The organism is Pseudomonas sp. P1_C12, assembly GCF_056406435.1.
The window spans coordinates 137,542-161,364 of the sequence record NZ_JBFUAE010000006.1 but is presented as its reverse complement, the minus strand read 5'-3'; the positions used below and the strand labels follow the sequence as shown (position 1 = coordinate 161,364).

Here is a 23,823-nt window from a genome sequence, read left to right as displayed (position 1 = left end):
CGTTCGGGCTTCGCTTGGGATCTTGACCAGATGTCATTACCCAAATGTGTGCGTCAGCACTCGTTCAACCCTTCACGAAACCGGATCGCCAATGCTTTCAGGTTCTGACGCCAACTCTCCAGCTCCTCCCGACTCAGCTCTTCCGGCGCATCCTCTTCATCCAGGTTGACAGCCAGGATCAGTGGCTGGGTCACGTCCCCTTTCGGCTTGTGCGGCGCGCGCGGCGGCTGAAACAGCGCAGCATGGGCGGCCAGGAGTTTGGCCAGCCAGGTCTCCGGGTTATTGGCCAGCTCGACCAGCTCAGCCATTTCCGGAATGGCGATGGTATCCAGCACCTCGCGAGTCAGCAATAACTCTGCACGGGGCGCATTGGCCTGAGGCAAGCGATAGTAACCGGCGATTTCGTGACACAGCCCCAACAGCGCGCCGTACAGGTGAAACAGAGCGGATTCGCGTCCCGCCTGGATCAGCGCCAGCGAATTCATCGCCCGCCCCTCTTCAGTGCGGGCCAGTGCTTCCAGCGACAGGCCGGCGAAATAAATCTTCTGATTGGTGCGGGTATAAAGTTCGTGGGCCATGACGGCAGCCTCCACAACGAAATAATTGCTTCACGCAGGTTGGACAGTGTCGTGGATCAGCCGATCCAACCGCAAGCCCAAAACAAGAAAGGCCGCATGAAAACCCGAAGGTTCTCATGCGGCCTTGCGCACTGTAGGAGCTGGCTTGCCAGCGAAGGCGTCCGCAAGTTCGGCGCATGACTCAAGGGACCCTTCGCTGGCAAGCCAGCTCCTACAGGGTCGGCGGCTTTAAGCCTTGGCAGCCGGACGCTTGTCTTCGACTTTCCACTTGCCGCCGTCGTAGAACGCTTTCCAGCCAGTGGGCTTACCGTCAACCTCGGTCTGCACGTACTGTTCCTTGGTCTTGCGGCTGTAACGAATCACAGTCGGGAGACCATCCGGATCTTTCTTCGGCGCCTCACAGAGGAAGTGATACTTCGGATCGATCTCATCCTTGTGCGGGATGATTTCCATCACCAGCGGAGCACGGGTCTCGCGGTTTTTCGGGAACTGGCTGGCCGCCAGGAACAGACCGGATGCACCGTCGCGCAGAATGTAGGTGTCGTTGACCTTTTCGCACTTCAGCTCAGGCATCTTCACCGGGTCCATCTTCGGCGGTGCCGCATCGCCGCTCTTCAGCAGTTTGCGCGTGTTCTTGCAGGTCGCGTTGGTGCAACCGAAGAACTTGCCGAAACGGCCGGTCTTGAGCTGCATTTCGCTACCGCACTTGTCGCATTCCAGGCTCGGGCCTTCATAGCCCTTGATGCGATAGGTGCCCTCTTCGATTTCGTAGCCATCGCAATCCGGGTTGTTACCGCAGATGTGCAACTTGCGCTTCTCATCGAGCAGGTAGGCATCCATCGCCGTGCTGCAGATCGGGCAGCGATGCTTGCCACGCAACACCAGCGACTCCGACTCACCCTCGTCGTCCGCGGCGATTTCATCGCCCGGCACCAGGTTGACGGTGGCCTTGCAGCGCTCTTTCGGCGGCAGGCTGTAGCCCGAGCAACCGAGGAACACGCCGGTCGACGCAGTACGAATCTGCATCGGACGACCGCAGGTGGTGCACGGGATGTCGGTCATCACCGGTTGATTGGCACGCATGCCGCTTTCCGGGCTTTCGGCTACTTCGAGTTTCTTCTTGAAGTCGCCGTAGAACTCGTCGAGCACGTTTTTCCAGTCGCGTTCGCCCTGGGCCACGTCATCGAGATGCTCTTCCATGCCAGCAGTGAAGCCGTAGTCCATCAGGTTGGAGAAGCTCTCGGCCAGACGCTCGGTGACGATATCGCCCATCTTTTCCGAGTAGAAACGACGGTTGTGCAGCGCCACGTAACCACGGTCCTGGATGGTCGAAATGATCGCCGCGTAGGTCGAAGGACGACCGATGCCGCGTTTTTCCATTTCTTTTACCAGGCTGGCTTCCGAGTAACGTGCCGGTGGCTTGGTGAAGTGCTGGGTCGGATCAAGCTTGATCAGCTTCATCGCGTCGCCCTGGGCCATGTCCGGCAATACATCGTCGTCGCCCGGCTTGGCGATTTGCGGCATGACACGGGTGTAACCGTCGAACTTGAGGATGCGGCCCTTGGCGCGCAGCTCGAAGTCGCCGGCACCCACGGTGACGGTAGTCGACAGGTATTGCGCCGGCAGCATCTGGCAAGCGAGGAACTGGCGCCAGATCAGTTCGTAGAGGCGCTCAGCGTCACGCTCCATGCCCGATAGCTTGCTTGGCTCGGTATTGGCGTCGGAGGGACGAATCGCTTCGTGAGCCTCTTGTGCGCCTTCCTTGCTGCTGTAGACGTTCGGGGTCTCCGGCAGGTACTTCTTGCCGAACTCGCCTTCGATATAGGTACGCGCCATCGCCACCGCATCGACCGAAAGGTTGGTGGAGTCGGTACGCATGTAGGTGATGTAGCCGGCTTCGTACAAACGCTGGGCCATCATCATGGTTTTCTTCACACCAAAGCCCAGGCGGTTGCTTGCGGCCTGTTGCAGGGTGGAAGTGATGAACGGTGCCGACGGTTTGCTGCTGGTCGGCTTGTCTTCACGCTTGACGATGCTGTAGCTGGAAGCTTTGAGCTTCTCCAGCGCGGCCATGGCCTGGGTTTCATTGAGCGGCTTGAAGGCTTCGCCTTTCTCGCGAGCCACGTCGAAGCGCACAGTCGCGCCCTTGGCGGTGCCGAGGTCAGCGTGGACTTCCCAGTATTCTTCCGGGTTGAACGCACGGATTTCGCGCTCGCGCTCAACCACCAGTTTTACCGCAACCGACTGCACGCGACCGGCGGAAAGGCCACGGGCGATCTTGGCCCACAGCAGCGGTGAAACCATGTAACCCACGACGCGGTCGAGGAAACGACGCGCCTGCTGGGCGTTGACGCGGTCGATATCCAGCTCGCCCGGCTTTGAGAAGGCTTCCTGAATCGCCTTCTTGGTGATTTCGTTGAACACCACGCGCTTGTAGCGGCTGTCGTCACCACCGATGGCTTCGCGCAGGTGCCAGGCAATGGCTTCCCCCTCGCGGTCCAAGTCGGTTGCGAGATAGATGGTGTCAGCATCTTTGGCGAGCCGGCGCAGCTCTTCGATGACTTTTTCCTTGCCCGGGAGGATCTCGTACTTGGCTTTCCAGCCATGATCCGGATCGACACCCATGCGCGCGACCAGCTGCTTGCGCGCTTTTTCCTTCGGCGACAGTGCCGGCACTTCACCCGCAGCAGCCTTGCCGCGCTTGGCGGCTGGCTCTTTGCTGGCGCTAGCCGAACCGCTGGTGGGCAGGTCTCGGATATGGCCGATACTCGACTTCACCACGTATTCGTTGCCCAAATACTTGTTGATGGTCTTGGCCTTAGCCGGGGATTCCACAATGACCAGCGATTTGCCCATGGATCAGAAAATTCCTGAATTCGAGAAGTGAAAGGCGATTGGCGCCTGACGCGGCACCGCTATATATAGTGGCTACAAGGTGAGGTCAAGCGCAGGGTTCTGCGCGCACTCCCCTTATGGCTGCGGAAAAATGCTCGGTTCGGCCTGCACCAAAGCAAAGCGTGGCACCTGTTCGCCGTCAACCTCGACGGACTCCAGGAACATGCTCAAGGGACGCACCCAAAAGCCGTAATCGCCATACAGGGCTTGATAGAAGACCACTTCTTCTTCGCTTTCCGAATGCCGCGCAACACTGAATACGCGGTACTGCGGACCTTTGTAATGTTGGTAGAGCCCAGGTTGTATCGGCATGCTTTGGCCCTCACTCAAATGTTTTCAAAATAAAAACAAAAATAAATCCGGAAAAACAAAAACCGGGGCACTTGGCCCCGGCTTCCATCAACGAGACGCTTAAACGCGTTCGAAGACGGTGGAGATGCCTTGGCCGAGACCAATGCACATGGTGGCCACCCCGAAGGTGCCGCCATTCTGCTTCATCACATTGAGCAAAGTGCCGGAGATACGCGCACCGGAGCAACCGAACGGGTGGCCCAGGGCGATCGCGCCGCCGTGCAGGTTAACCTTCTCGTTCATCTTGTCGAGCACTTTCAGATCTTTCAGCACTGGCAGGGCCTGTGCGGCGAAAGCTTCGTTGAGCTCGAAGAAGTCGATGTCGGAGATGCCCAGACCTGCGCGCTTCAATGCTTTTTGTGTGGCCGGTACTGGACCATAGCCCATGATTGCCGGATCCACACCTGCCACCGCCATCGAACGAATCACCGCCAGAGGCTGGATACCCAGGTCCTGTGCACGCTGCGCCGACATCACGATCATGCACGAGGCACCATCGGTGATCTGCGACGAGGTACCGGCTGTCACGGTGCCGCCCTTCGGATTGAACGCCGGCTTCAGGGCCGCCAGGCTTTCCAGGGTGGTTTCCGGACGAATGGTTTCGTCGTAGTCGAAGGTTTTCAGGAAACCGTTCTCGTCGTAGCCCTGCATCGGGATGATTTCGTCTTTGAACTTGCCTTCCACGGTCGCCTTGTGGGCGAGTTGGTGGGAGCGCACGCCGAAAGCGTCCTGTTGCTCGCGGGTGATGCCGTGCATTTTGCCCAGCATTTCCGCGGTCAGGCCCATCATGCCCGAGGCTTTCGCCGCGTACAGCGACATGTGCGGGTTCGGATCGACACCGTGCATCATGCTCACATGGCCCATATGCTCGACGCCACCAACCACGAAGACGTCACCATTACCGGTCATGATCGCTTGCGCAGCTGTGTGCAGAGCGCTCATGGACGAGCCACACAGGCGGCTGACGGTCTGGCCGGCCGAGGTGTGCGGGATCTGGGTCATCAGCGACGCCATGCGCGCAATGTTCCAGCCCTGCTCCAGGGTCTGGTTCACACAGCCCCAGATCACGTCTTCGACTTCGCTCGGGTCAACCTTGACGTTGCGTTCCAGCAGTTTGCTGATCAGGTGCGCCGACATGTCTTCGGCGCGGGTGTTGCGGTGCATGCCGCCCTTGGAGCGGCCCATCGGAGTACGACCGAAGTCGACAATCACGACGTCTCTAGGATTCAAGCTCATAAGTTCACTCTCACTCTAGTTGGGGGCGCTTAACCGAAGAAGCTCTGGCCGTTCTTGGCCATTTCGCGCAGCTTCGCGGTCGGGTGGTACAGCGCGCCCAAATCAGCGTACTGGTCAGCCAGGGCAACGAACTCTGCCACACCGAGCGAGTCGATGTAGCGCAGCGCACCGCCACGGAATGGAGGGAAACCAATACCGTAGACCAGACCCATGTCGGCTTCGGCGGCGGTTTCGACGATGCCGTCTTCCAGGCAACGCACGGTTTCCAGGCACAGCGGGATCATCATCCAGTTGATGATGTCTTCGTCGGTGACTTCGCGTTGCTCGTAAACGATCGGCTTGAGCACTTCCAGTACCGACGGGTCGGCCACTTTCTTCTGCTTGCCTTTCTTGTCGGTCTCGTAGGCGTAGAAGCCCTTGCCGTTCTTCTGGCCCAGGCGCTTGGCTTCGTAGAGCACGTCGACGGCCGAGCGACGGTCGTCCTTCATGCGGTCCGGGAAGCCTTCAGCCATCACGTCACGACCGTGGTGACCGGTGTCGATGCCGACCACGTCCATCAGGTAGGCCGGGCCCATCGGCCAGCCGAACTTTTCCATGATCTTGTCGATACGGACGAAGTCCACACCGGCGCTGACCAGTTTGGCGAAACCGCCGAAGTACGGGAACAGGACGCGGTTGACCAGGAAGCCCGGGCAATCGTTGACGACGATCGGGTTCTTGCCCATTTTCTTGGCGTAGGCAACGGTAGTCGCTACGGCCAGTTCGCTGGACTTCTCGCCACGGATCACTTCCACCAGCGGCATCATGTGCACCGGGTTGAAGAAGTGCATGCCGACGAAGTTTTCCGGACGCTTGAGGGCTTTGGCCAGCAAGGTGATGGAAATGGTCGAGGTGTTGGACGCCAGGATGGTGTCCTCCTTGACCTGGTCTTCAACTTCAGCCAGTACCGCTTGTTTGACCTTCGGGTTCTCGACGACCGCTTCCACCACCAGGTCCACGTGACCGAAGTCGCCGTAAGACAGGGTTGGACGGATGCCGTTGAGCACTTCGGCCATTTTCGCGGCGGTCATACGGCCTTTATCAACGCGGCCAACCAGCAGCTTGGCGGCTTCGGCCAGACCCTGCTCGATACCGTGCTCGTTGATGTCCTTCATCAGGATCGGCGTGCCTTTGGAAGCCGACTGATAGGCGATACCGCCACCCATGATGCCGGCGCCCAGTACGGCGGCCTGCTTCACGTCCTTGGCGATTTCGTCGTAGGCCTTGGCCTTTTTCTTCAGTTCCTGATCGTTCAGGAACAAGCCGATCAAGCTCTGCGCAGCAGAGGTCTTGGCCAGTTTGACGAAACCGGCCGCTTCGATTTCCAGCGCCTTGTCGCGACCGAAGTTCGCGGCTTTCTGGATAGTCTTGATCGCTTCAACCGGCGCCGGGTAGTTCGGGCCAGCCTGGCCGGCCACGAAACCTTTGGCGGTTTCGAAAGCCATCATTTGTTCGATGGCGTTGAGCTTGAGCTTTTCCAGCTTCGGCTGGCGCTTGGCCTTGTAGTCGAACTCGCCGGAGATGGCACGCTTGATCAGTTCCAGCGCGGCATCCTGCAGCTGCTCAGGAGCAACCACTGCGTCGACAGCGCCGACTTTCAGCGCGTCTTCAGGACGGTTTTCCTTGCCGGCGGCAATCCACTCGATGGCGTTGTCGGCACCGATCAGGCGCGGCAGGCGCACGGTACCGCCGAAGCCCGGGTAGATACCCAGCTTGACTTCCGGCAGGCCGATCTTGGCATTGGTGGACATGACGCGGTAGTCCGCCGCCAGGCACATTTCCAGACCGCCACCCAGCGCGATGCCGTTGATTGCGGCGACGGTCGGGACGTTGAGGTCTTCGAAATCGCTGAAAATCCTGTTGGCTTCGAGGTTGCCAGCAACAAGTTCTGCATCCGGCAGCTTGAAGTTGTCGACAAATTCGGTGATGTCGGCGCCGACGATGAACACGTCCTTGCCACTGCTGACGATCACGCCCTTGATCGAAGCATCTGCCTTGATGGTGTCTACGGCCTGACGCAGTTCGTTCAGGGTTAGACGGTTGAACTTGTTGACGGACTCACCCTTGAGATCGAACTTCAGTTCGACGATGCCACTTTCAAGAGCCTTAACCGTGATGGCTTTACCTTCGTAAATCATCAACTGATCTCCACGATATGGAAGCTGAACAGTACACGTCGGACGCAGGCGAATGGCTTGGCAGGGACGTTGATCGTCAATGCTACGCCCATTCCCCCGGCACACCCGCCAACGCGATAGTCGGGATTCTGTAGGAGCGGTCTGAAATACAAACGCTCAATTCATACGCCCGTTTGATTTGGGTACGTCACCTTCACGGAATTTCCGACAATTGTCAATCGCCTGAAAAACGGGTTGAAACGCGACTTTCCGGTCATTTCCGTACTGCGAAGACCTTAAACACGTTTGAGCATGCAAGGTCATTCATAGAATCAATTGTTAGAAAATTCGCCCTAATTCGCTGCAGCCCGTGTTTAACACGCTACGCTGGCGAAACCAGGGGGAAAATTGTGAACGCTTTTGGCGAATGCCCAGCGTAAGATCAGCCAACACCGATTTACCGGCCTGCCTGGCCAACCCGCCCGATGATTTTGTCGGGCTTTTTATTGCCTGCAAAAAGCTTTTCGTAGGAGCTGGCTTGCCAGCGAAGACGGTAGTTCGCTCAACATTTTTGTTGAATGTGAAATAGTCTTCGCTGGCAAGCCAGCTCCTACAGGGGGAGTCGGCTTAAGCGAGGGCTTTGAGGATGGCGTCGATCTGTTGCAACACCTCGGCCTCGCCCTTCTCGCCCCAATACAAGGCGATTATTTGCTTGTCGGCCTCGACCTTGAAGACATTGCCTGGCAATTTTTCGAAATGATCGAGCAGCGCCCGATCTTCACAGATTTCCTGCCACTGATTCACCCAGACACCCGGTGATTTTTGCCAGTAACTCCAGCACGCCGGCTGACTGCCACGTCGCGGGCGATGGTACTGGGCGCAGGGGCTCGGCGGCTCCTGGCTCAGCCAGTGCGGCCATTGCTGGGGCGCCAGTTGCATGGCCAGGCCGATGCGCCGGGCCTCCATCCGCAGGGCGATACGCCCACTCTGGGCGCGCGAGGGGCGCAACCATGCCAGCGGGCTAAGTACCACCAGCAGGATTGACACCACTATCCAGACCGTCATATCTGTACTCCCGAATTTGAATGAGCCCATTGTGTCACTTTGGAACCAATGCGCTTGAAACCAGCCATACTTACCAATATTGCATCCCTCAGGAGGAGCACCTCATGCCCTACAACCATATTCTGGTCGCTGTAGATCTGACCGAAGAGTGCGACCCTGTGATCCACCGCGCTCGCGAACTGTCGGTGAGCAACGGCGCGAAGTTGTCACTGGTGCACATTGTCGAGCCGATGGCCATGGCCTTCGGCGGCGACGTGCCGATGGACCTGTCACAACTGCAACAGCAGCAGTTCGATCAGGCCAAGGAGCGACTGGAGCGCCTCAAGCACAAATACGCCGAACTCGAAGGCGCCAACTGCCACCTGACCTACGGCCAGCCACGCCAGGAAATTCACCAGATGGCCAAGGAGCAAACCTGCGACCTGATCGTGGTGGGCAGCCATGGCCGGCACGGCCTGGCACTGCTGCTGGGCTCCACCGCCAATGACGTGCTGCATGGCGCGCCTTGCGATGTGCTTGCTGTGCGCCTGCAAACCAAAAGCTGACAACACAAAACCCATGTAGGAGCTGCCGCAGGCTGCGATAGCTCCTACAAGGATTGCATTGCATATGAAAAGCCCGGCGTTCATCACTGAGCGCCGGGCTTTTTTTGTTACCGGATCAATCAGGCATCCAGCTCGGCCCAACGCTCGACCATGATGTCGAGCTCAGCCTGCAACTGCTCCAGCTGAGCAATCACCGCAGCCGTTTCGGCAGCAGGACGCTGATAGAAGCCCGCATCCGCCATCTGTGCTTCAACGGCGGCGATCTGTTGCTCCATGGCTTCGATCTGCCCCGGCAACGCTTCCAGTTCGCGCTGCAACTTGTAGCTGAGCTTTTTCTTCGCCACTGGCGCTTCGACGGCCGCCGCAACCGGCGCAGGCTCGGCCTTCACCACCGCGGAGTTCAGGTCGGCCTTGCCGGATTTGCTTTCGGTCACGCCCAGCAGGCGCGGCGAGCCGCCCTGGCGCAGCCAGTCCTGGTAGCCACCGACGTACTCGCGAACCTTGCCTTCACCTTCGAAGACCAGGGTGCTGGTGACCACGTTGTCGAGGAATGCCCGGTCGTGGCTGACCATCAGTACGGTGCCGTTGAAGGTCAGCAAGACTTCTTCGAGCAGTTCGAGGGTTTCAACGTCGAGGTCGTTGGTCGGTTCGTCGAGTACCAGCAGGTTCGCCGGCTTGCTGAACAACTTGGCCAGCAACAGACGGGCACGCTCACCACCGGACAGCGCCTTGACCGGCGTGCGCGCACGCTGCGGGCTGAACAGGAAGTCGCCGAGGTAGCTCAGCACATGGCGGCTCTGACCATCGATATCGATGAAGTCGCGACCTTCGGCCACGTTGTCGATTACGGTTTTTTCCAGATCCAGTTGATGACGCAACTGGTCGAAGTAGGCGACATCGATCCTGGTGCCTTCTTCCACTTTGCCGCTGGTCGGTTGCAGGCCGCTGAGCATCAGCTTCAGCAGCGTGGTCTTGCCGGTACCGTTGGCGCCGAGCAGACCGATACGGTCGCCGCGCTGCAACACCATCGAGAAGTCCTTGATCAGGAACGGGCCGCCCGGGTGAGCGAAGCTGACGTTCTCGAGCACCATCACTTGCTTGCCGGACTTGTCGGCAGTGTCCAGCTGGATATTGGCCTTGCCGGTACGCTCACGACGCTCGCTGCGCTCGACACGCAGAGCCTTGAGGGCACGTACGCGGCCTTCGTTACGGGTGCGACGGGCCTTGATACCCTGACGAATCCACACTTCTTCCTGGGCCAGGCGCTTGTCGAACAACGCATTGGCGGTGGCTTCGGCAGCGAGTTCGGCTTCCTTGTGCACGAGGAAACTGGCGTAGTCGCCGTTCCAGTCGATCAGGCCGCCGCGATCCAGTTCGAGGATGCGGGTGGCCAGGTTCTGCAGGAAAGAACGGTCGTGCGTGATGAACAGCACGGCGCCCTGGAAATCCTTCAATGCTTCTTCAAGCCAGGCGATGGCACCGATGTCCAGGTGGTTGGTCGGTTCGTCGAGCAGCAGCAGGTCCGGCTCGGACACCAGGGCCTGGGCCAGCAGGACGCGACGACGCCAGCCGCCGGACAACTCGGCGAGGGTCTTGTCGGCCGGCAGTTGCAGGCGGCTCAGGGTACTGTCGACTAAAGTCTGCAAACGCCAGCCGTCACGGGCTTCGAGGTCGTGCTGGACGTGCATCAGCTTGTCCAGGTCGGCGTCGGTGACGCAGTTCTGGCTCAGGTGGTGATACTCGGCAAGCAACGCACCGACGCCGTCCAGGCCTTCGGCCACCACATCGAACACGGTCCGCTCGTCGGCCACCGGCAATTCTTGCGGCAATTCGCCGATTTTCAGACCGGGGGCACGCCACACCGAGCCGTCATCGGGCTTCTGGTCGCCCTTGACGAGCTTCATCATGCTGGACTTGCCAGTGCCGTTGCGGCCGATGATGCACACCCGCTCACCACGGGCGATCTGCCAGGACACCTTGTCCAACAACGGCATAGCGCCGAAAGCAAGGGACACATCGCTGAATTTGAGCAGGGTCATGAGCTTCTCCAAAAACCGGGCGCGCATTCTACCTGACTTGAGGCTTCAGAAGGCCGGCAATTTCGCTGTCGTAGCACTCTGCATGACAAATGTTGCGAACTGACGCGGGAAGACCCGCAAAGCTTTCACCGGCTGCTGGCAAAAGGCTAAGCTACAGACAATTCAGCGCGGGTCTGGCCCGCGCTTGTCATGATTTTTCTCTGCCCGGACGTCTCATGCGCAGTCGCCTTTTCAATCTTTTATCTGTTTTTTTACTGTCTGCCGCTGCCGTTCAATCCGTCCAGGCGGTGGACCTGTCCACCCAACGCCAGTATTACGATGAAGCCAAACGCGCCTTGGCCAAGGGCGACAGTGGCCCGTATTTCCGTTACAGCCAGGCCCTCGCCGATTATCCGCTGGAACCCTACCTGGCCTACGACGAGCTGACCGCGCGCCTGAAAACCGCGAGCAACGCCGAAATCGAGAAATTCCTCGCCGAACACGGCGACCTGCCCCAGGCCAACTGGATGAAACTGCGCTGGTTGCGCTGGCTGGCGGATCGGGGCGACTGGGCGACCTTCGTCAAGTACTACGACCCGAAAATGAACTTTACCGAACTGGACTGCCTGAACGCGCAGTACCAGCTCAGCCACGGTCTCAAGGCCGAAGGCAACGCCAACGCGGAAAAGCTCTGGCTGACCGGCAAGTCCCAACCCGACGCCTGTGACACGCTGTTCGGCATGTGGGCCGCCGAAGGCCAGTTGACCGAGCAAAAACGCTGGGAGCGCGCCAAACTCGCCGCCCAGACGCGCAACTACCCGCTGGCCAACAGCCTGGTCAACGGCATGACCGCCCTCGCCCCTCGCGGTCGCTTGCTGGTGGACGTCGCGCAGAAACCGGAACTGCTCAACCAGCCGTCACGCTTCACCCCGGCCGATGAAGCCATGTCCGATGTGGTCAGCCTCGGCCTGCGCCGCCTGGCCCGCCAGGACCCGGACAAGGCCATGGACCTGCTCGACGGTTACGCCAGTAGCATGCACTTCTCCCGGGATGAAAAAGTGGCGATCGCCCGGGAAATCGGCCTGACCCTCGCACGACGTTTCGACAGCCGTGCACTGGACGTCATGACCAAATACGACCCCGAGCTGCGCGACAACACGGTTTCCGAATGGCGCTTGCGCCTGCTCCTGCGCCTGGCGCGCTGGGACGACGCCTATCAGTTGACCCGCCGCCTGCCCCAGGACCTGGCCACCACCAACCGCTGGCGTTACTGGCAGGCCCGCAGCCTGGAACTGGCGCAACCGCAGAATCCGCAAGCGCAGACGCTCTATAAAAGCCTGGCCCGCGAACGCGACTTCTATGGTTTCCTCGCCGCCGATCGCTCCCAGTCGCCCTACTCTTTGCTCAACAAACCGCTGGTGCTCAGCCAAGCCACCATCAACAAGGTGCGTAACACGCCCGGCGTACGCCGCGCCCTGGAGCTGCACGCCCGCGGGCAGATCGTCGATGGCCGTCGCGAGTGGTATTACGTCAGCCGTCACTTCAGCCGCGACGAAATGGTCGCCCAGGCGAAACTGGCCTACGACCTGAAATGGTACTTCCCGGCGATCCGCACCATCAGTCAGGCGCAGTATTGGGATGACCTGGATATCCGCTTCCCGATGGCTCACCGCGAGACCCTGGTCCGTGAAGCGAAAAACCGCGGCCTGCATCCGAGCTGGGCGTTCGCCATTACCCGCCAGGAAAGTGCGTTCATGGACGACGCCCGCTCCGGGGTCGGCGCCTCGGGCCTGATGCAACTGATGCCGGCCACCGCCAAGGAAACCGCACGCAAGTTCAGCATTCCCTATAGCTCGCCACAGCAACTGTTCGATCCGGACAAGAACATCCAGCTCGGTGCCGCCTACCTGAGCCAGGTGCACAGCCAGTTCAACGGCAACCGCGTCCTCGCCTCCGCCGCCTACAACGCCGGCCCCGGCCGCGTACGCCAATGGCTGCGTGGTGCGGACCACCTGAGTTTCGACGTGTGGGTGGAAAGCATCCCGTTCGACGAAACCCGCCAGTACGTGCAAAACGTGTTGTCGTACTCGGTGATCTACGGTCAGAAGCTCAATGCGCCACAGCCGATAGTGGATTGGCATGAGCGGTTTTTCGACGATCAATGATTCAAATCGACCCGCAAAAAAAGCCCGTATCACAGATGCGGGCTTTTTTATTACTCAGTGTTTCTTCGCCGATTTGAGCTGTGCGAAGACCTGTTTTCCGAGCGGGGTCAGGCGATACTTTTGTGCCGGACTACTTGGCGATTCGGGATGGGTCATCTCTATCCATTCGACCGCTAATGCCGGCCTGAGATAGTTAGCCCGAAACGTCGCCTTGTGCACCAATCCGATGTCAGCCATCAGGTCACTGATCTTACGCGGACCGTTAAGATGCAATACAGAAAGCAACTTCTCTACTGGGTCGCTTACTGGGTCGCTTACTGGGTCGATTTCTGCCCCCCGTACCGCCTCCGATAGTGCAAGGCTCATGGCTTGCAACATGAACTCTACGAACGGCGTTGATTCGGCCAAATGATCGGCCGCCGACAATGCCGCGTAGTACGCCTCCTGCTGATCCCGAATCACCGCCTCAACCGGCAAATATGATAATGCCGGGCGCCACTGACTGAGTATCAGGGTTTGCCAAAGGCGTCCCATACGTCCATTACCGTCAGCGAAGGGATGGATGAACTCGAACTCATAATGAAAGACGCAGCTGGTAATCAGCGGATGCCAATCCGAGGCACCAAGCCACGCCAACAAGTCGTCGATCAAGTGCAAAACGCGACTCGGCGGCGGCGCCATATGGAGCAACTTATCGCCACGATAGATACCCACGCCGGATCGACGAAACTGCCCGTAATCATCAATCAATCCGCCCATCAGCAATTCATGGGCACGCAGTAAATCGGCCCGGCTGCTTGGCTGCCAATCAGGCATGGCTTCGTAAGCAGCAAACGCATTTCGTACTTCCTGGATTTCCCGAGGCAACCCCAGCACACGATGCCCTGCCAGAACGGCAGTCACCTGCTCGATGCTCAGCGTATTATTTTCGATGGCCAAAGAAGCCTGAATCGTTCGAATCCGATTGCCACGACGTAACTGAGGCGTCTGCAGGCGTTCGTCCATCGCCGTAAGCTGACCGATCTGTTCGCTGATATCGGCGATCAGCGACAACATTTTTGTCGTCAAGGTCAACGGTGGTTGATAACGGCTCATATCCTCATCCGGGCTCATGACAGAGGACGACATAATGCCCGAACCGGGCGTCATTCATCAGTAGTCATTCATGCCGCTTCATGTCCATCACTGAACTGCAACGCCGCCAACCGCGCATACAACGCATTGCTGGCAATCAGCTCCTGATGCGTGCCCACCGCCACCAGTTTCCCCTGGTCCATCACCGCAATTCGGTCGGCGTTTTTCACCGTGGCCAGGCGATGGGCGATTACCAGGGTGGTACGGTTTTTCATCAGGCTCGGCAGCGCCTGCTGGATCAGGTGTTCACTCTGGGCATCGAGGGCGCTGGTAGCTTCGTCGAGGAGCAGGATCGGGGCGTCCACCAGCAACGCGCGGGCGATGGCCAGACGTTGGCGCTGACCACCGGACAAGCCGAGACCACCGTCCCCCAGATGAGTCTGGTAACCGTTGGCCATGGCTTCGATAAAGTCATGGGCATAAGCGATTTTTGCCGCTTCCTGTACCTCGGCCAAAGTCGCCTTCGGACTGCCGTAGCGAATGTTTTCTTCAATGCTGCCGAAAAACAGTGCCGGGGCTTGCGACACCAGGGCGAAACAGCGACGCAGGTCCAGCGGATCGAGTTGAGTCAACGGCACGCCATCGAGCAGGATCCGTCCCTCGGCCGGGTCGTAAAAACGCAGCAGCAAGTCATACACCGTCGATTTTCCGGCCCCCGATGGCCCGACCAGCGCCAGCGTCTCACCGGCATTTACAGTCAGGCTCAAGCCGTCGACGGCATAACTTTCCGGCCGCGACGGGTAGGAAAAACGCACATTTTGCAGTTGCAGTTGGCCGTCGACCCGGTCCGGCAGTGTCACCGCGCCTGCCACCGGCGGCAGGATGATGTTTTCCGAACGCAGCAACTCGGCAATCCGCTCGGCCGCGCCGGCTGCCCGTTGCAATTCGCCAATCACTTCGCTCAAGGTGCCGAACGCGCTGCCGACGATCAGGCTATAGAACACGAACGCCGCCAGCTCGCCGGCGGAAATTCGCCCGGCGATGACGTCCATGCCACCGACCCAGAGCATCACCCCGACCGCGCCCAATACCAAGACGATCACCAGGGTAATCAGCCAGGCCCGCTGGAAGATGCGCTTGCGTGCGGTGTTGAACGCCTCCTCCACGGTCACGGCAAACCGGCGCTCGTCCTCGGCCTGATGGTTGTAGGCCTGCACGGTCTTGATCTGGCCCAGGGTTTCGGAAACATAGCTGCCGATGTCGGCAATCCGGTCCTGACTCAGGCGCGAGAGGTTACGCACCCGCCGGCCGAAGATCAGAATCGGCGCGATCACCAAAGGCAAGGCCAGCACCACGATGCTGGTGAGCTTGGGGTTGGTGATGAACAGCAAGACGATTCCGCCGATCACCATCAACAGATTGCGCAGGAACAACGACAGCGAAGAACCGATGACCGATTGCAGCAGCGTGGTATCGGCGGTCAGGCGTGACTGGATTTCGGAGCTGCGATTGTCTTCGTAAAACCCCGGGTGCAGGTAAATCAGATGATTGAACACGTTGCGCCGGATATCGGCGACGCAGCGTTCACCGATCCACGACACCAGGTAAAACCGCGCAAACGTACCGATTGCCAGCCCCATGACCAGCAACATGAACAGCGTGATGGATTGATTGAGCAGATGCGGTGACTGGGTCATGAACCCCTGGTCCACCAGCAGGCGAATGCCCTGCCCCATGGACAAGGTGATGCCGGCGGTGGCGATCAGCGCCAGCAAGGCGCCAAAGGCCTGCCAGCGATACGGCGCGATGAAACGACGAGCCAGGCGAACAGCACGGCGGTGACGGGCAGAGAGCATCGCAATCATCCAGGACAAAGCAGTCATTAGGGTCAGCCTACACCGCTCAATGGGGTGGCTCGCTGCAAATCACAATGAGTCAGGTTAATTATGTCCACCAACACTAGAGGCTAGACGCTATTGGTCTAAAGTTCGGCTAGCCACGCGAAGGCATTTCTGGTGGACTGTTTCTGTCCGCCCGGAAAGATCGCAGGGAGTTGTCATAGCCCGGTCACCTGGCGGTTCTACAGTAAGCACACAACCTGATGAGGAGACAGGCCATGTCCTTGCAACACAGCAGCGATGACAAGATTCAAGTGATCCGCACGCAACCAGACCAGTCTCTGGGTTGCTCGATTATTGACGAGCAGGGTCGCGAAGTACCGATCACTGAAAAAATGATCCAGAAAGCTTGCAGCGAACTGGAAAAGCGATTGGTCAAACCTGCCGAACAAGAGTGATATAGCCACCGTCTTCTTGACCCGGCCCATGGTTGGCCGGGTTTTTTATGCCTGCTTAATCCAATCCGGGACTGTGTCGCGCCCTTCACGGGCAAGTCGGTCTTTAAACCAGTGTTGCCCCCAACGCTGCCACAATCCCCAGCAACTCAGGCGATTCACCTTCGATCCGCACCTGCAATCCGTCGATCTCCCGGCGCAACGGGTATTGCTTGCGCAGCATATCGAATGCCGCACGCTGCTCGCTGACACTGCCGACCAGGCTGCGACGGAAATCCGCATCGTCACGACGCGGGTCATATACGCCACGGCACAGCATCGCCAAGGCCCAGGCCGGGTCGCTTTGCGCATTCAGGGTCACGTGCGACAGCCACGGTGCCGGCAGCAAATCGCTCAGGCTGACGCGGGCCGGCTGCCCGAGAAAGTCGCAATACGCCTGATAAATCTGCGCGGTCCCCCGCTGCTTGCCGTCGAGGCTGTAACCGGCAATGTGCGGCGTTGCCAGCACGCACAGCTCGGCCAGCGCCACGTCGACTTCAGGCTCGTTTTCCCACACATCGAGCACCGCTTGCAGGTCTTCGCGCTCCAGCAGCACATCGCGCAGGGCCGTGTTGTTCACCACCGGTCCGCGACTGGCATTGATCAGCCAGGTGCCGGACTTGAGCTGGTTCAGGCGTGTCTCATCGAACAAATGCCAGGTCGATAGCTGTCCCTGCCTGGTCAGCGGCGTGTGCAGGCTGATGACGTCGCACGCTTCGATGATCTGCTCGAGGCTGACGTAGTCACCGCCTTCAGCGGCCTGCCGTGGCGGATCGCACACCAGCACCTTCCAGCCCAGACCCTGCAGGACTTTGACCAATCGCCCGCCCACTTCGCCGGCACCGACTACGCCGTAGGTACGCCGGGTCAGGTCGACGCCTTCGATTTCGGCCAGGGTCAGCAAGCTGCCGAGCACATAGTCGACCACGCCGCGGGCATTGCAGCCCGGTGCGCTGGACCAGGTGATACCGGCCTGCTGAAAGTAATCCAGGTCCAGATGATCGGTGCCGATGGTGCACGTACCGACAAAACGCACCTTGCTGCCTTCGAGCAGCGTGCGATTGACGTTGGTCACCGAACGCACCAACAGCACATCGGCCTGTTCGACCGTGGCACGGTCAATGGAACGACCCGGCACCCGGCGGATTTCACCGAAGCCTTCGAAGAAGGCATCGAGCAGGGGGATATTTTCGTCGGCAACAATCAGCATGGCAGGCTCCTTTGGCGGATCGGCAGTGTAGGCGTAGATGACGCATCGCGCCTAGACGCATCTCTCTGTAGGAGCAAGCTCGCTCCTACAGAGGGTTGATTACAAATCCACAACACGGGTCTTTTCCTGACTGCCGCGTCAACGCGTAGAATGCGCGCCTGTGCATCAACACCTTTTGGACGTTTCGCTATTGAATCCTGTAATCGAGAATACCGCCGCCATTGCGCCTGCGCGGACAACCCCCGTTCGCCTGGAACTCAAAGGCCTGCTCAACCTGGCCCTGCCCATCATGATCGCGCAACTGGCGACCACGGCCATGGGCTTCGTCGATGCGGTGATGGCCGGCCGCGTCAGCCCACGGGACCTGGCCTCGGTGGCCCTGGGCAACTCGATCTGGATTCCCGTCTACCTGTTGATGTCCGGCGTCCTGCTGGCTACCACACCCAAGGTCGCACAACGCTTTGGCGCCGGGCAGTTTGACGAGATCGGCCCGCTGGTTCGCCAGGCGCTGTGGCTCGCGCTGTGTGTCGGGTTGATCGGCAGTGGCCTGCTGCTCGGCGCCGAGCCGATCCTGCACTGGATGAAAGTCGATCCGCAGTTGATCGAGCCGAGCATGGGTTACCTGCACGGGATCGCCTTCGGCTTGCCGGGCATGGCTTTTTATTACGTACTGCGCTGCTACAGCGATGGCATGGGGCGCACCCGTCCGAGCATGGTCATTGGCTTGTGCGGCCTGCTGCTGAACATCCCGCTGAACTATGCGTTGATCTACGGCCACTTCGGCGCACCGGCCCTGGGCGGCGTCGGTTGCGGCTGGGCCAGCGGCATCGTGATGTGGTTCATGGCGTTGAGCATGGCCGGCTGGACGTTCTGGGCGCCCTTCTATTCCCGCACCCGTGTGCTGGTGCGCTTCGACCGTCCGCAATGGGTCGTGATCAAGCGCCTGGTCGGCATTGGCCTGCCGATTGGTATCGCCGTCTTCGCCGAGTCCAGCATCTTCGCGGTCATCGCGCTATTGATCGGTAGTCTCGGCTCTACCGTGGTGGCCGGGCATCAAATCGCCCTGAACATCAGCTCACTGTTGTTCATGATTCCTTACTCGCTGGGCATGGCGGTGACCGTGCGCGTCGGTCAGGCACTGGGGGCCGGCAATCCTTGGCAGGCGCGCTTCGCGGCAAAGGTCGGGCTCGGCGCGGCACTGGTGTTCGCGGCGTTCTCGGCGAGCCTGATCCTGCTGCTGCGCGAGCCCATCGCCTCGATCTACACGCCTGACAGGAACGTGATCCAGATTGCATCGATGCTGATTGTCTATGCTGCGCTGTACCAGTTTTCCGATGCCATCCAGGTGATTTGCGCTGGCGCGTTGCGTGGATACCAGGACACCCGGGTGACGATGATCCTGACCTTGTTCGCCTATTGGGGCATCGGCCTGCCGGTCGGCTACGTGCTGGGACTGACCGACTGGTTCGGTCCGGCCAGCGGCCCGAGCGGGCTCTGGGAAGGGCTGATTGCCGGCTTGAGCTGTGCGGCGCTGATGCTGTCGATCCGCCTGACGCTCAGTGCGCGCCGGCGGATTCGTAACAGTCAGGGTTGATCGCCGTACCCCTTGTAGGAGCGAGCTTGCTCGCGAAAAACGCCAGGACACCGCGGGGCATCAGGTATTACGCGTTATCGTTGACGTCCATCGCGAGCAAGCTCGCTCCTACAGGGGCTTGATGATCAGCCGGATTTCTTGCGAATCCAGTAGAGGTAGGTGCCCGCCTCTTCGTGCTGCGCCACCAGTTCATGGTCGAGAAACACACAGAACTTGGGAATGTCGCGACGGGTCGACGGGTCAGTGGCGATCACCTTGAGCAAGCCGCCAGGCACCAGGTCACGGATATGCTGGTGTAGCATCATCACCGGCTCCGGGCAGTTGAGGCCGGTGGCGTCGAGGGTGCCGTCTACCGGCGTATCAAGCATTTCACTCATGATTCACTCCTGAAACTGGCCGGCATTGTCGCGCATTGCCGGGTGTAACGTCATCTGCGACAGACATCCATCTTTGTAGGAGCTGGCTTGCCAGCGAAGGCGTCCGCAAATTCGGCGCATGACTCAAGGGACCCTTCGCTGGCAAGCCAGCTCCTACAGGGGGTGGTGTGGTTAGCGGGACTTGGGCTTCTTCACATCCAGCCGGCGCAAATGGCAGGTCACTTCCTCGCGGTCGTGGTACAGCTGCTTGCAGCCAATCTCGACCTTGATGCCCCGGGCCTTGAAGCCATCGGCAATGCGCTCGAGCAAACGCTTCACTTCGGCGTAACGCTGCTTCATCGGCAGCTTGAGGTTAACCACCGCTTCACGACAATGCCCCTCGCCGATCCACTCTTCCAGCATCGCGGCGTTGCGCGCCGGCTTCTCGACGATGTCGCAGACCATCCAGTCCACCGGTTGCTTGGGCTTGAAGGTGAAACCGTCGGCCATCAAGTGCTGCACCAGACCGGTGTCCATCAGGCTTTCGGCCATCGGGCCGTTGTCGATCGCCGTCACCAACATGCCGCGGTTGACCAGTTGCCAGGTCCAGCCACCGGGGGCGGCCCCGAGGTCAACGCCGGTCATGTCGCTGTGCAGGCGCTCGTCCCACTGGTCGCGCGGGATGAAGTGGTGCCAGGCCTCTTCCAGCTTGAGGGTCGAGCGGCTCGGCGCTTCGCGTGGAAACTTCAGGCGCGGAATGCCCATTGGCCACATGGCCGAGTTGTTTGACTCGGCCAGGCCCATGAACACTTCACGCCCACTCTTGAAGGTCAGCAACAGGCGCGGCTTATGCGCGTCTTCCACCAGTTTGCCAGCGGCCATCAGCGCCTTGCGCAGGTGCACTTCGAATTTCTTGCAGAAGTTCGACAGTTCCTTGCCGTCATTGGTGTCGACCATTTCCAGCCACAGGCTGCCGCACAGCGGAAAGTCCGCCATATGCGCGAGGATCACGCTGATGCGGTCGGTTTCCGGCAGATCGATGAAAATCCCCCGAGCCCACTGGCGCGGGAAGATCAGCTCGGCGAAACGCTGCCCGCGCATCAGGCGCTCGGCGCCGTCTTCTTCGGTGCAGACGAATTCGGCGCAGGCAGTTGCAGCTTTGGCCTTGGCATAACCGGCCACATTCAAGCGCGCGGCGAGGTCGGAAATCTCGGAACAGACTTCGCCTTCGAAGCCCGGCCGGCAATGCATAAAGAGGGTGTTCATTCTTACTCCTGGGCAATGGCGAGGAATTTCGGCCACTGCACGATGCCCAGGCTTGCGTTGAAGCAAAGCCTGTCACGAAAACCCGCGCATGATAGCTGACTTCGGAACCTCGGACTTGCCCATAGAATCGAGTTATTAGCCAGCTACTTAAAACAGGGCTAGGTTTAATGTTCTGCCCGTCCCCTCAGTCCGTAGCCGTGCGGACTTTAAGGAGTGATCGCAATGCCGTCCCTCGATAGCCTGAAAACGCTCAAGACCCTGCAAGTCGGCAACAAGACCTACCACTATTTCAGCCTGCCCGATGCCGCCAAAAGCCTGGGCGACCTGGACAAGTTGCCGATGTCCTTGAAAGTCCTGCTGGAAAACCTGCTGCGCTGGGAAGACGAAAAAACCGTCACCGGCGCCGACCTCAAGGCACTGGCCGCGTGGCTCAAGGAGCGTCGCTCCGACCGCGAAATCCAGTACCGCCCGGCGCGGGTCTTGATGCAAGACTTCACTGGCGTTCCCGCTGTGGTCGACCTGGCCGCGATGCGTGCGGCGATGGCCAAGGCCGGCGGCAATCCACAGCGGATCAACCCGCTGTCGCCGGTAGACCTGGTGATCGACCACTCGGTGATGGTCGACAAGTTCGCCAGCAGCAGCGCCTTCGAGCAAAACGTCGACATTGAAATGCAGCGCAATGGCGAGCGTTATGCGTTCCTGCGCTGGGGCCAGAGTGCCTTCGACAACTTCAGCGTGGTGCCGCCGGGCACCGGGATCTGCCACCAGGTGAATCTTGAATACCTCGGTCGCACGGTCTGGACCAAGGACGAGGACGGCCGCACCTATGCCTTCCCCGACACTTTGGTCGGCACCGACTCCCACACCACCATGATCAACGGCCTCGGCGTGCTCGGCTGGGGCGTCGGCGGTATCGAGGCGGAAGCGGCGATGCTCGGGCAACCGGTGTCGATGCTGATTCCCGAAGTCATTGGTTTCAAACTCACCGGCAAGCTCAAGGAAGGCATCACCGCCACCGACCTGGTGCTGACCGTCACCCAGATGCTGCGCAAGAAAGGCGTGGTGGGCAAATTCGTCGAGTTCTACGGCGATGGCCTCGCCGACCTGCCGCTCGCCGACCGCGCGACCATCGCCAACATGGCCCCGGAATACGGCGCCACCTGCGGTTTCTTCCCGGTGGACGACGTCACGCTGGAGTACCTGCGCCTCTCAGGCCGCCCCCTCGAAACGGTGCAACTGGTCGAGGCCTACAGCAAGGCCCAGGGGCTGTGGCGCCTGCCCGGCCAGGAACCGCTGTTCACCGACACCCTGGCGCTGGACATGGGCCGCGTCGAAGCCTGCCTCGCGGGGCCGAAACGCCCGCAGGACCGGGTGTCGCTGCCGAATGTCGCCCAAGCCTTCAGCGACTTCGTCGACCTGCAATTCAAACCCACCAGCAAGGAAGAAGGCCGCCTGGAAAGCGAGGGTGGCGGCGGCGTCGCCGTCGGCAACGCCGATCTGGCCGGCGAAGCGGATTACGACTACGAAGGCCAGACCTATCGCCTGAAAAACGGCGCGGTGGTGATTGCCGCGATCACCTCCTGCACCAACACCTCCAACCCGAGCGTGATGATGGCGGCCGGGCTGGTGGCGAAGAAGGCTGTGGAAAAAGGCCTGAAACGCAAACCCTGGGTGAAGAGTTCGCTGGCCCCCGGCTCGAAAGTGGTCACCGACTACTACAAGGCGGCCGGCCTGACCCGTTACCTCGATGAATTGGGCTTCGCCCTGGTCGGCTATGGCTGCACCACCTGCATCGGCAACTCCGGGCCGCTGTCGGAGCCCATCGAAAAAGCCATCCAGCAAGCCGACCTCACCGTGGCATCGGTGCTCTCAGGCAATCGCAACTTCGAAGGCCGGGTGCATCCACTGGTGAAAACCAACTGGCTGGCCTCCCCGCCACTGGTGGTCGCCTACGCGCTGGCCGGCACGGTGCGCACTGACCTCAGCCGCGAACCGTTGGGCGATGACAAGGACGGCAAACCGGTTTACCTGCGGGATATCTGGCCAAGCAGCAAAGAAATTGCAGACGCGGTGAATCAGGTCAACACCGCGATGTTCCACAAGGAATACGCCGAAGTGTTTGCCGGTGACGCGCAATGGCAGGCGATCAAGGTTCCGCAAGCGGCGACCTATGTCTGGCAGGACGACTCGACCTACATCCAGCATCCGCCGTTTTTCGATGACATCGGCGGGCCGCCGCCGGTGGTCAAGGATATCTGCGCAGCGAACATTCTCGCGTTGCTCGGCGACTCGGTGACCACCGACCACATCTCCCCCGCCGGCAACATCAAGGCCGACAGCCCGGCAGGGCAATACCTGCGCGACAAAGGCGTGGAGCCACGGGACTTCAACTCCTACGGTTCGCGGCGTGGCAACCACCAAGTGATGATGCGCGGCACCTTCGCCAACATCCGCATACGCAACGAAATGCTCGGCGGCGAGGAAGGCGGCAACACCCGCTACATTCCCACCGGGGAAAAAATGCCGATCTACGACGCCGCCATGCGCTATCAGGCTTCGGGCACGCCGCTGGTGGTGATCGCCGGCCAGGAATACGGCACCGGATCGAGCCGCGACTGGGCGGCCAAGGGCACCAATCTGTTGGGGGTGAAAGCGGTCATCGCCGAAAGCTTCGAGCGGATTCACCGCTCCAATCTGGTGGGCATGGGCGTGTTGCCGCTGCAGTTCAAGCTGGACCAGAACCGCAAGAGCCTGAAACTGGGCGGCAGTGAAACCCTGGACATCCTCGGATTGACCGGCGTCGAGCTGACGCCACGGATGAACCTGTCGCTGGTCATCACCCGTGAAGACGGCAGCAAGGAAAAGGTCGAGGTGTTGTGCCGGATCGATACGCTCAATGAAGTGGAATACTTCAAGTCGGGAGGAATTTTGCATTACGTGTTGCGGCAGTTGATTGCCTCATAACGGCTCGCTCCCACAAGT

General features: G+C 60.1%; 17 protein-coding genes. 5 read left to right on the top strand and 12 right to left on the bottom strand.

What is annotated here, in order from left to right:
• Positions 1 to 53: 53 nt before the first annotated feature.
• From AC1D19_RS12965 to AC1D19_RS12940, 6 genes are all read right to left on the bottom strand, one after another.
• Complete coding sequence (locus tag AC1D19_RS12965; protein WP_477763436.1) at positions 54 to 578, bottom strand: DUF6586 family protein; 525 nt, start codon at positions 576 to 578, stop codon at positions 54 to 56.
• Positions 579 to 806: 228 nt separating this feature from the next.
• Complete coding sequence (gene topA, locus AC1D19_RS12960; protein WP_477754641.1) at positions 807 to 3,434, bottom strand: type I DNA topoisomerase; 2,628 nt, start codon at positions 3,432 to 3,434, stop codon at positions 807 to 809.
• 114 nt (positions 3,435 to 3,548) lie between these two features.
• Positions 3,549 to 3,785 carry a DUF1653 domain-containing protein gene (locus AC1D19_RS12955; protein ID WP_477754640.1) on the bottom strand — a complete coding sequence of 79 codons (237 nt, stop codon included), beginning with the start codon at positions 3,783 to 3,785 and terminating at the stop codon, positions 3,549 to 3,551.
• A gap of 99 nt (positions 3,786 to 3,884) precedes the next feature.
• Positions 3,885 to 5,060, bottom strand: coding sequence for an acetyl-CoA C-acyltransferase FadA (fadA, locus tag AC1D19_RS12950; RefSeq protein WP_053160736.1), 1,176 nt, complete (start codon positions 5,058 to 5,060; stop codon positions 3,885 to 3,887).
• Positions 5,061 to 5,089: 29 nt separating this feature from the next.
• A complete protein-coding gene (gene fadB / locus AC1D19_RS12945) occupies positions 5,090 to 7,237 on the bottom strand; it encodes a fatty acid oxidation complex subunit alpha FadB (RefSeq protein ID WP_477763435.1) in 2,148 nt (715 codons plus the stop codon).
• A 606-nt stretch (positions 7,238 to 7,843) separates the two neighbouring features.
• The gene (locus AC1D19_RS12940; RefSeq protein WP_477759919.1) at positions 7,844 to 8,281 is read right to left on the bottom strand and encodes a hypothetical protein; all 438 of its coding nucleotides are present in this window, start codon (positions 8,279 to 8,281) and stop codon (positions 7,844 to 7,846) included.
• A gap of 104 nt (positions 8,282 to 8,385) precedes the next feature.
• Here AC1D19_RS12940 and AC1D19_RS12935 point away from each other — a divergent pair, with 104 nt between their 5' ends.
• Positions 8,386 to 8,826 carry a universal stress protein gene (locus AC1D19_RS12935; RefSeq protein WP_477763434.1) on the top strand — a complete coding sequence of 147 codons (441 nt, stop codon included), beginning with the start codon at positions 8,386 to 8,388 and terminating at the stop codon, positions 8,824 to 8,826.
• A 119-nt stretch (positions 8,827 to 8,945) separates the two neighbouring features.
• Here the strand turns inward: AC1D19_RS12935 and AC1D19_RS12930 are convergent, their stop codons facing one another.
• Positions 8,946 to 10,865: an ATP-binding cassette domain-containing protein gene (locus AC1D19_RS12930; RefSeq protein ID WP_477754636.1), complete on the bottom strand. Its 1,920-nt coding sequence runs from the start codon at positions 10,863 to 10,865 to the stop codon at positions 8,946 to 8,948.
• Between the two features lie 215 nt (positions 10,866 to 11,080).
• On the opposite strand from AC1D19_RS12930, the gene AC1D19_RS12925 reads away from it, so the two are divergent.
• Positions 11,081 to 13,009, top strand: a complete 1,929-nt coding sequence (locus AC1D19_RS12925) for a transglycosylase SLT domain-containing protein (protein WP_477754635.1) — start codon at positions 11,081 to 11,083, stop codon at positions 13,007 to 13,009.
• Between the two features lie 54 nt (positions 13,010 to 13,063).
• Here the strand turns inward: AC1D19_RS12925 and AC1D19_RS12920 are convergent, their stop codons facing one another.
• Together AC1D19_RS12920 and AC1D19_RS12915 are read right to left on the bottom strand one after the other, a co-directional pair.
• A complete protein-coding gene (locus AC1D19_RS12920; protein WP_477763433.1) occupies positions 13,064 to 14,104 on the bottom strand; it encodes a Fic family protein in 1,041 nt (346 codons plus the stop codon).
• Between the two features lie 68 nt (positions 14,105 to 14,172).
• Entirely contained in the window at positions 14,173 to 15,948 is a 1,776-nt protein-coding gene (locus AC1D19_RS12915) for an ABC transporter transmembrane domain-containing protein (protein WP_477763580.1), read from the bottom strand.
• 251 nt (positions 15,949 to 16,199) lie between these two features.
• Here AC1D19_RS12915 and AC1D19_RS12910 point away from each other — a divergent pair, with 251 nt between their 5' ends.
• Positions 16,200 to 16,379, top strand: coding sequence for a PA1571 family protein (locus tag AC1D19_RS12910; protein WP_126046427.1), 180 nt, complete (start codon positions 16,200 to 16,202; stop codon positions 16,377 to 16,379).
• Between the two features lie 103 nt (positions 16,380 to 16,482).
• Here AC1D19_RS12910 and pdxB read toward each other — a convergent pair whose 3' ends face one another.
• Positions 16,483 to 17,625, bottom strand: a complete 1,143-nt coding sequence (pdxB, locus tag AC1D19_RS12905) for a 4-phosphoerythronate dehydrogenase PdxB (RefSeq protein WP_477754633.1) — start codon at positions 17,623 to 17,625, stop codon at positions 16,483 to 16,485.
• A gap of 190 nt (positions 17,626 to 17,815) precedes the next feature.
• Here pdxB and AC1D19_RS12900 point away from each other — a divergent pair, with 190 nt between their 5' ends.
• Positions 17,816 to 19,219: an MATE family efflux transporter gene (locus AC1D19_RS12900; protein ID WP_477763432.1), complete on the top strand. Its 1,404-nt coding sequence runs from the start codon at positions 17,816 to 17,818 to the stop codon at positions 19,217 to 19,219.
• A 125-nt stretch (positions 19,220 to 19,344) separates the two neighbouring features.
• Here the strand turns inward: AC1D19_RS12900 and tusA are convergent, their stop codons facing one another.
• The gene (gene tusA, locus AC1D19_RS12895) at positions 19,345 to 19,596 is read right to left on the bottom strand and encodes a sulfurtransferase TusA (protein WP_007987255.1); all 252 of its coding nucleotides are present in this window, start codon (positions 19,594 to 19,596) and stop codon (positions 19,345 to 19,347) included.
• A gap of 171 nt (positions 19,597 to 19,767) precedes the next feature.
• Positions 19,768 to 20,841 (bottom strand): 23S rRNA (cytidine(2498)-2'-O)-methyltransferase RlmM, encoded by a 1,074-nt coding sequence (gene rlmM / locus AC1D19_RS12890; RefSeq protein WP_154910041.1) that lies wholly within the window; start codon positions 20,839 to 20,841, stop codon positions 19,768 to 19,770.
• A 222-nt stretch (positions 20,842 to 21,063) separates the two neighbouring features.
• Between rlmM and acnA the strand changes: the two genes are divergently transcribed.
• The gene (acnA, locus tag AC1D19_RS12885) at positions 21,064 to 23,805 is read left to right on the top strand and encodes an aconitate hydratase AcnA (protein ID WP_477763431.1); all 2,742 of its coding nucleotides are present in this window, start codon (positions 21,064 to 21,066) and stop codon (positions 23,803 to 23,805) included.
• Positions 23,806 to 23,823: the final 18 nt, after the last annotated feature.

Excerpts from the sequence above, each read along its gene's own strand:
- fadA (WP_053160736.1), bottom strand. The coding sequence starts at position 5,060 with ATGAGCTTGAATCCTAGAGACGTCGTGATTGTCGACTTCGGTCGTACT.
- rlmM (WP_154910041.1), bottom strand. The coding sequence starts at position 20,841 with ATGAACACCCTCTTTATGCATTGCCGGCCGGGCTTCGAAGGCGAAGTC.
- pdxB (WP_477754633.1), bottom strand. The coding sequence starts at position 17,625 with ATGCTGATTGTTGCCGACGAAAATATCCCCCTGCTCGATGCCTTCTTC.
- AC1D19_RS12920 (WP_477763433.1), bottom strand. The coding sequence starts at position 14,104 with ATGAGCCGTTATCAACCACCGTTGACCTTGACGACAAAAATGTTGTCG.
- topA (WP_477754641.1), bottom strand. The coding sequence starts at position 3,434 with ATGGGCAAATCGCTGGTCATTGTGGAATCCCCGGCTAAGGCCAAGACC.
- AC1D19_RS12935 (WP_477763434.1), top strand. The coding sequence starts at position 8,386 with ATGCCCTACAACCATATTCTGGTCGCTGTAGATCTGACCGAAGAGTGC.
- AC1D19_RS12940 (WP_477759919.1), bottom strand. The coding sequence starts at position 8,281 with ATGACGGTCTGGATAGTGGTGTCAATCCTGCTGGTGGTACTTAGCCCG.
- AC1D19_RS12955 (WP_477754640.1), bottom strand. The coding sequence starts at position 3,785 with ATGCCGATACAACCTGGGCTCTACCAACATTACAAAGGTCCGCAGTAC.
- acnA (WP_477763431.1), top strand. The coding sequence starts at position 21,064 with ATGCCGTCCCTCGATAGCCTGAAAACGCTCAAGACCCTGCAAGTCGGC.
- fadB (WP_477763435.1), bottom strand. The coding sequence starts at position 7,237 with ATGATTTACGAAGGTAAAGCCATCACGGTTAAGGCTCTTGAAAGTGGC.
- tusA (WP_007987255.1), bottom strand. The coding sequence starts at position 19,596 with ATGAGTGAAATGCTTGATACGCCGGTAGACGGCACCCTCGACGCCACC.
- AC1D19_RS12925 (WP_477754635.1), top strand. The coding sequence starts at position 11,081 with ATGCGCAGTCGCCTTTTCAATCTTTTATCTGTTTTTTTACTGTCTGCC.
- AC1D19_RS12930 (WP_477754636.1), bottom strand. The coding sequence starts at position 10,865 with ATGACCCTGCTCAAATTCAGCGATGTGTCCCTTGCTTTCGGCGCTATG.
- AC1D19_RS12965 (WP_477763436.1), bottom strand. The coding sequence starts at position 578 with ATGGCCCACGAACTTTATACCCGCACCAATCAGAAGATTTATTTCGCC.
- AC1D19_RS12910 (WP_126046427.1), top strand. The coding sequence starts at position 16,200 with ATGTCCTTGCAACACAGCAGCGATGACAAGATTCAAGTGATCCGCACG.
- AC1D19_RS12915 (WP_477763580.1), bottom strand. The coding sequence starts at position 15,948 with ATGATTGCGATGCTCTCTGCCCGTCACCGCCGTGCTGTTCGCCTGGCT.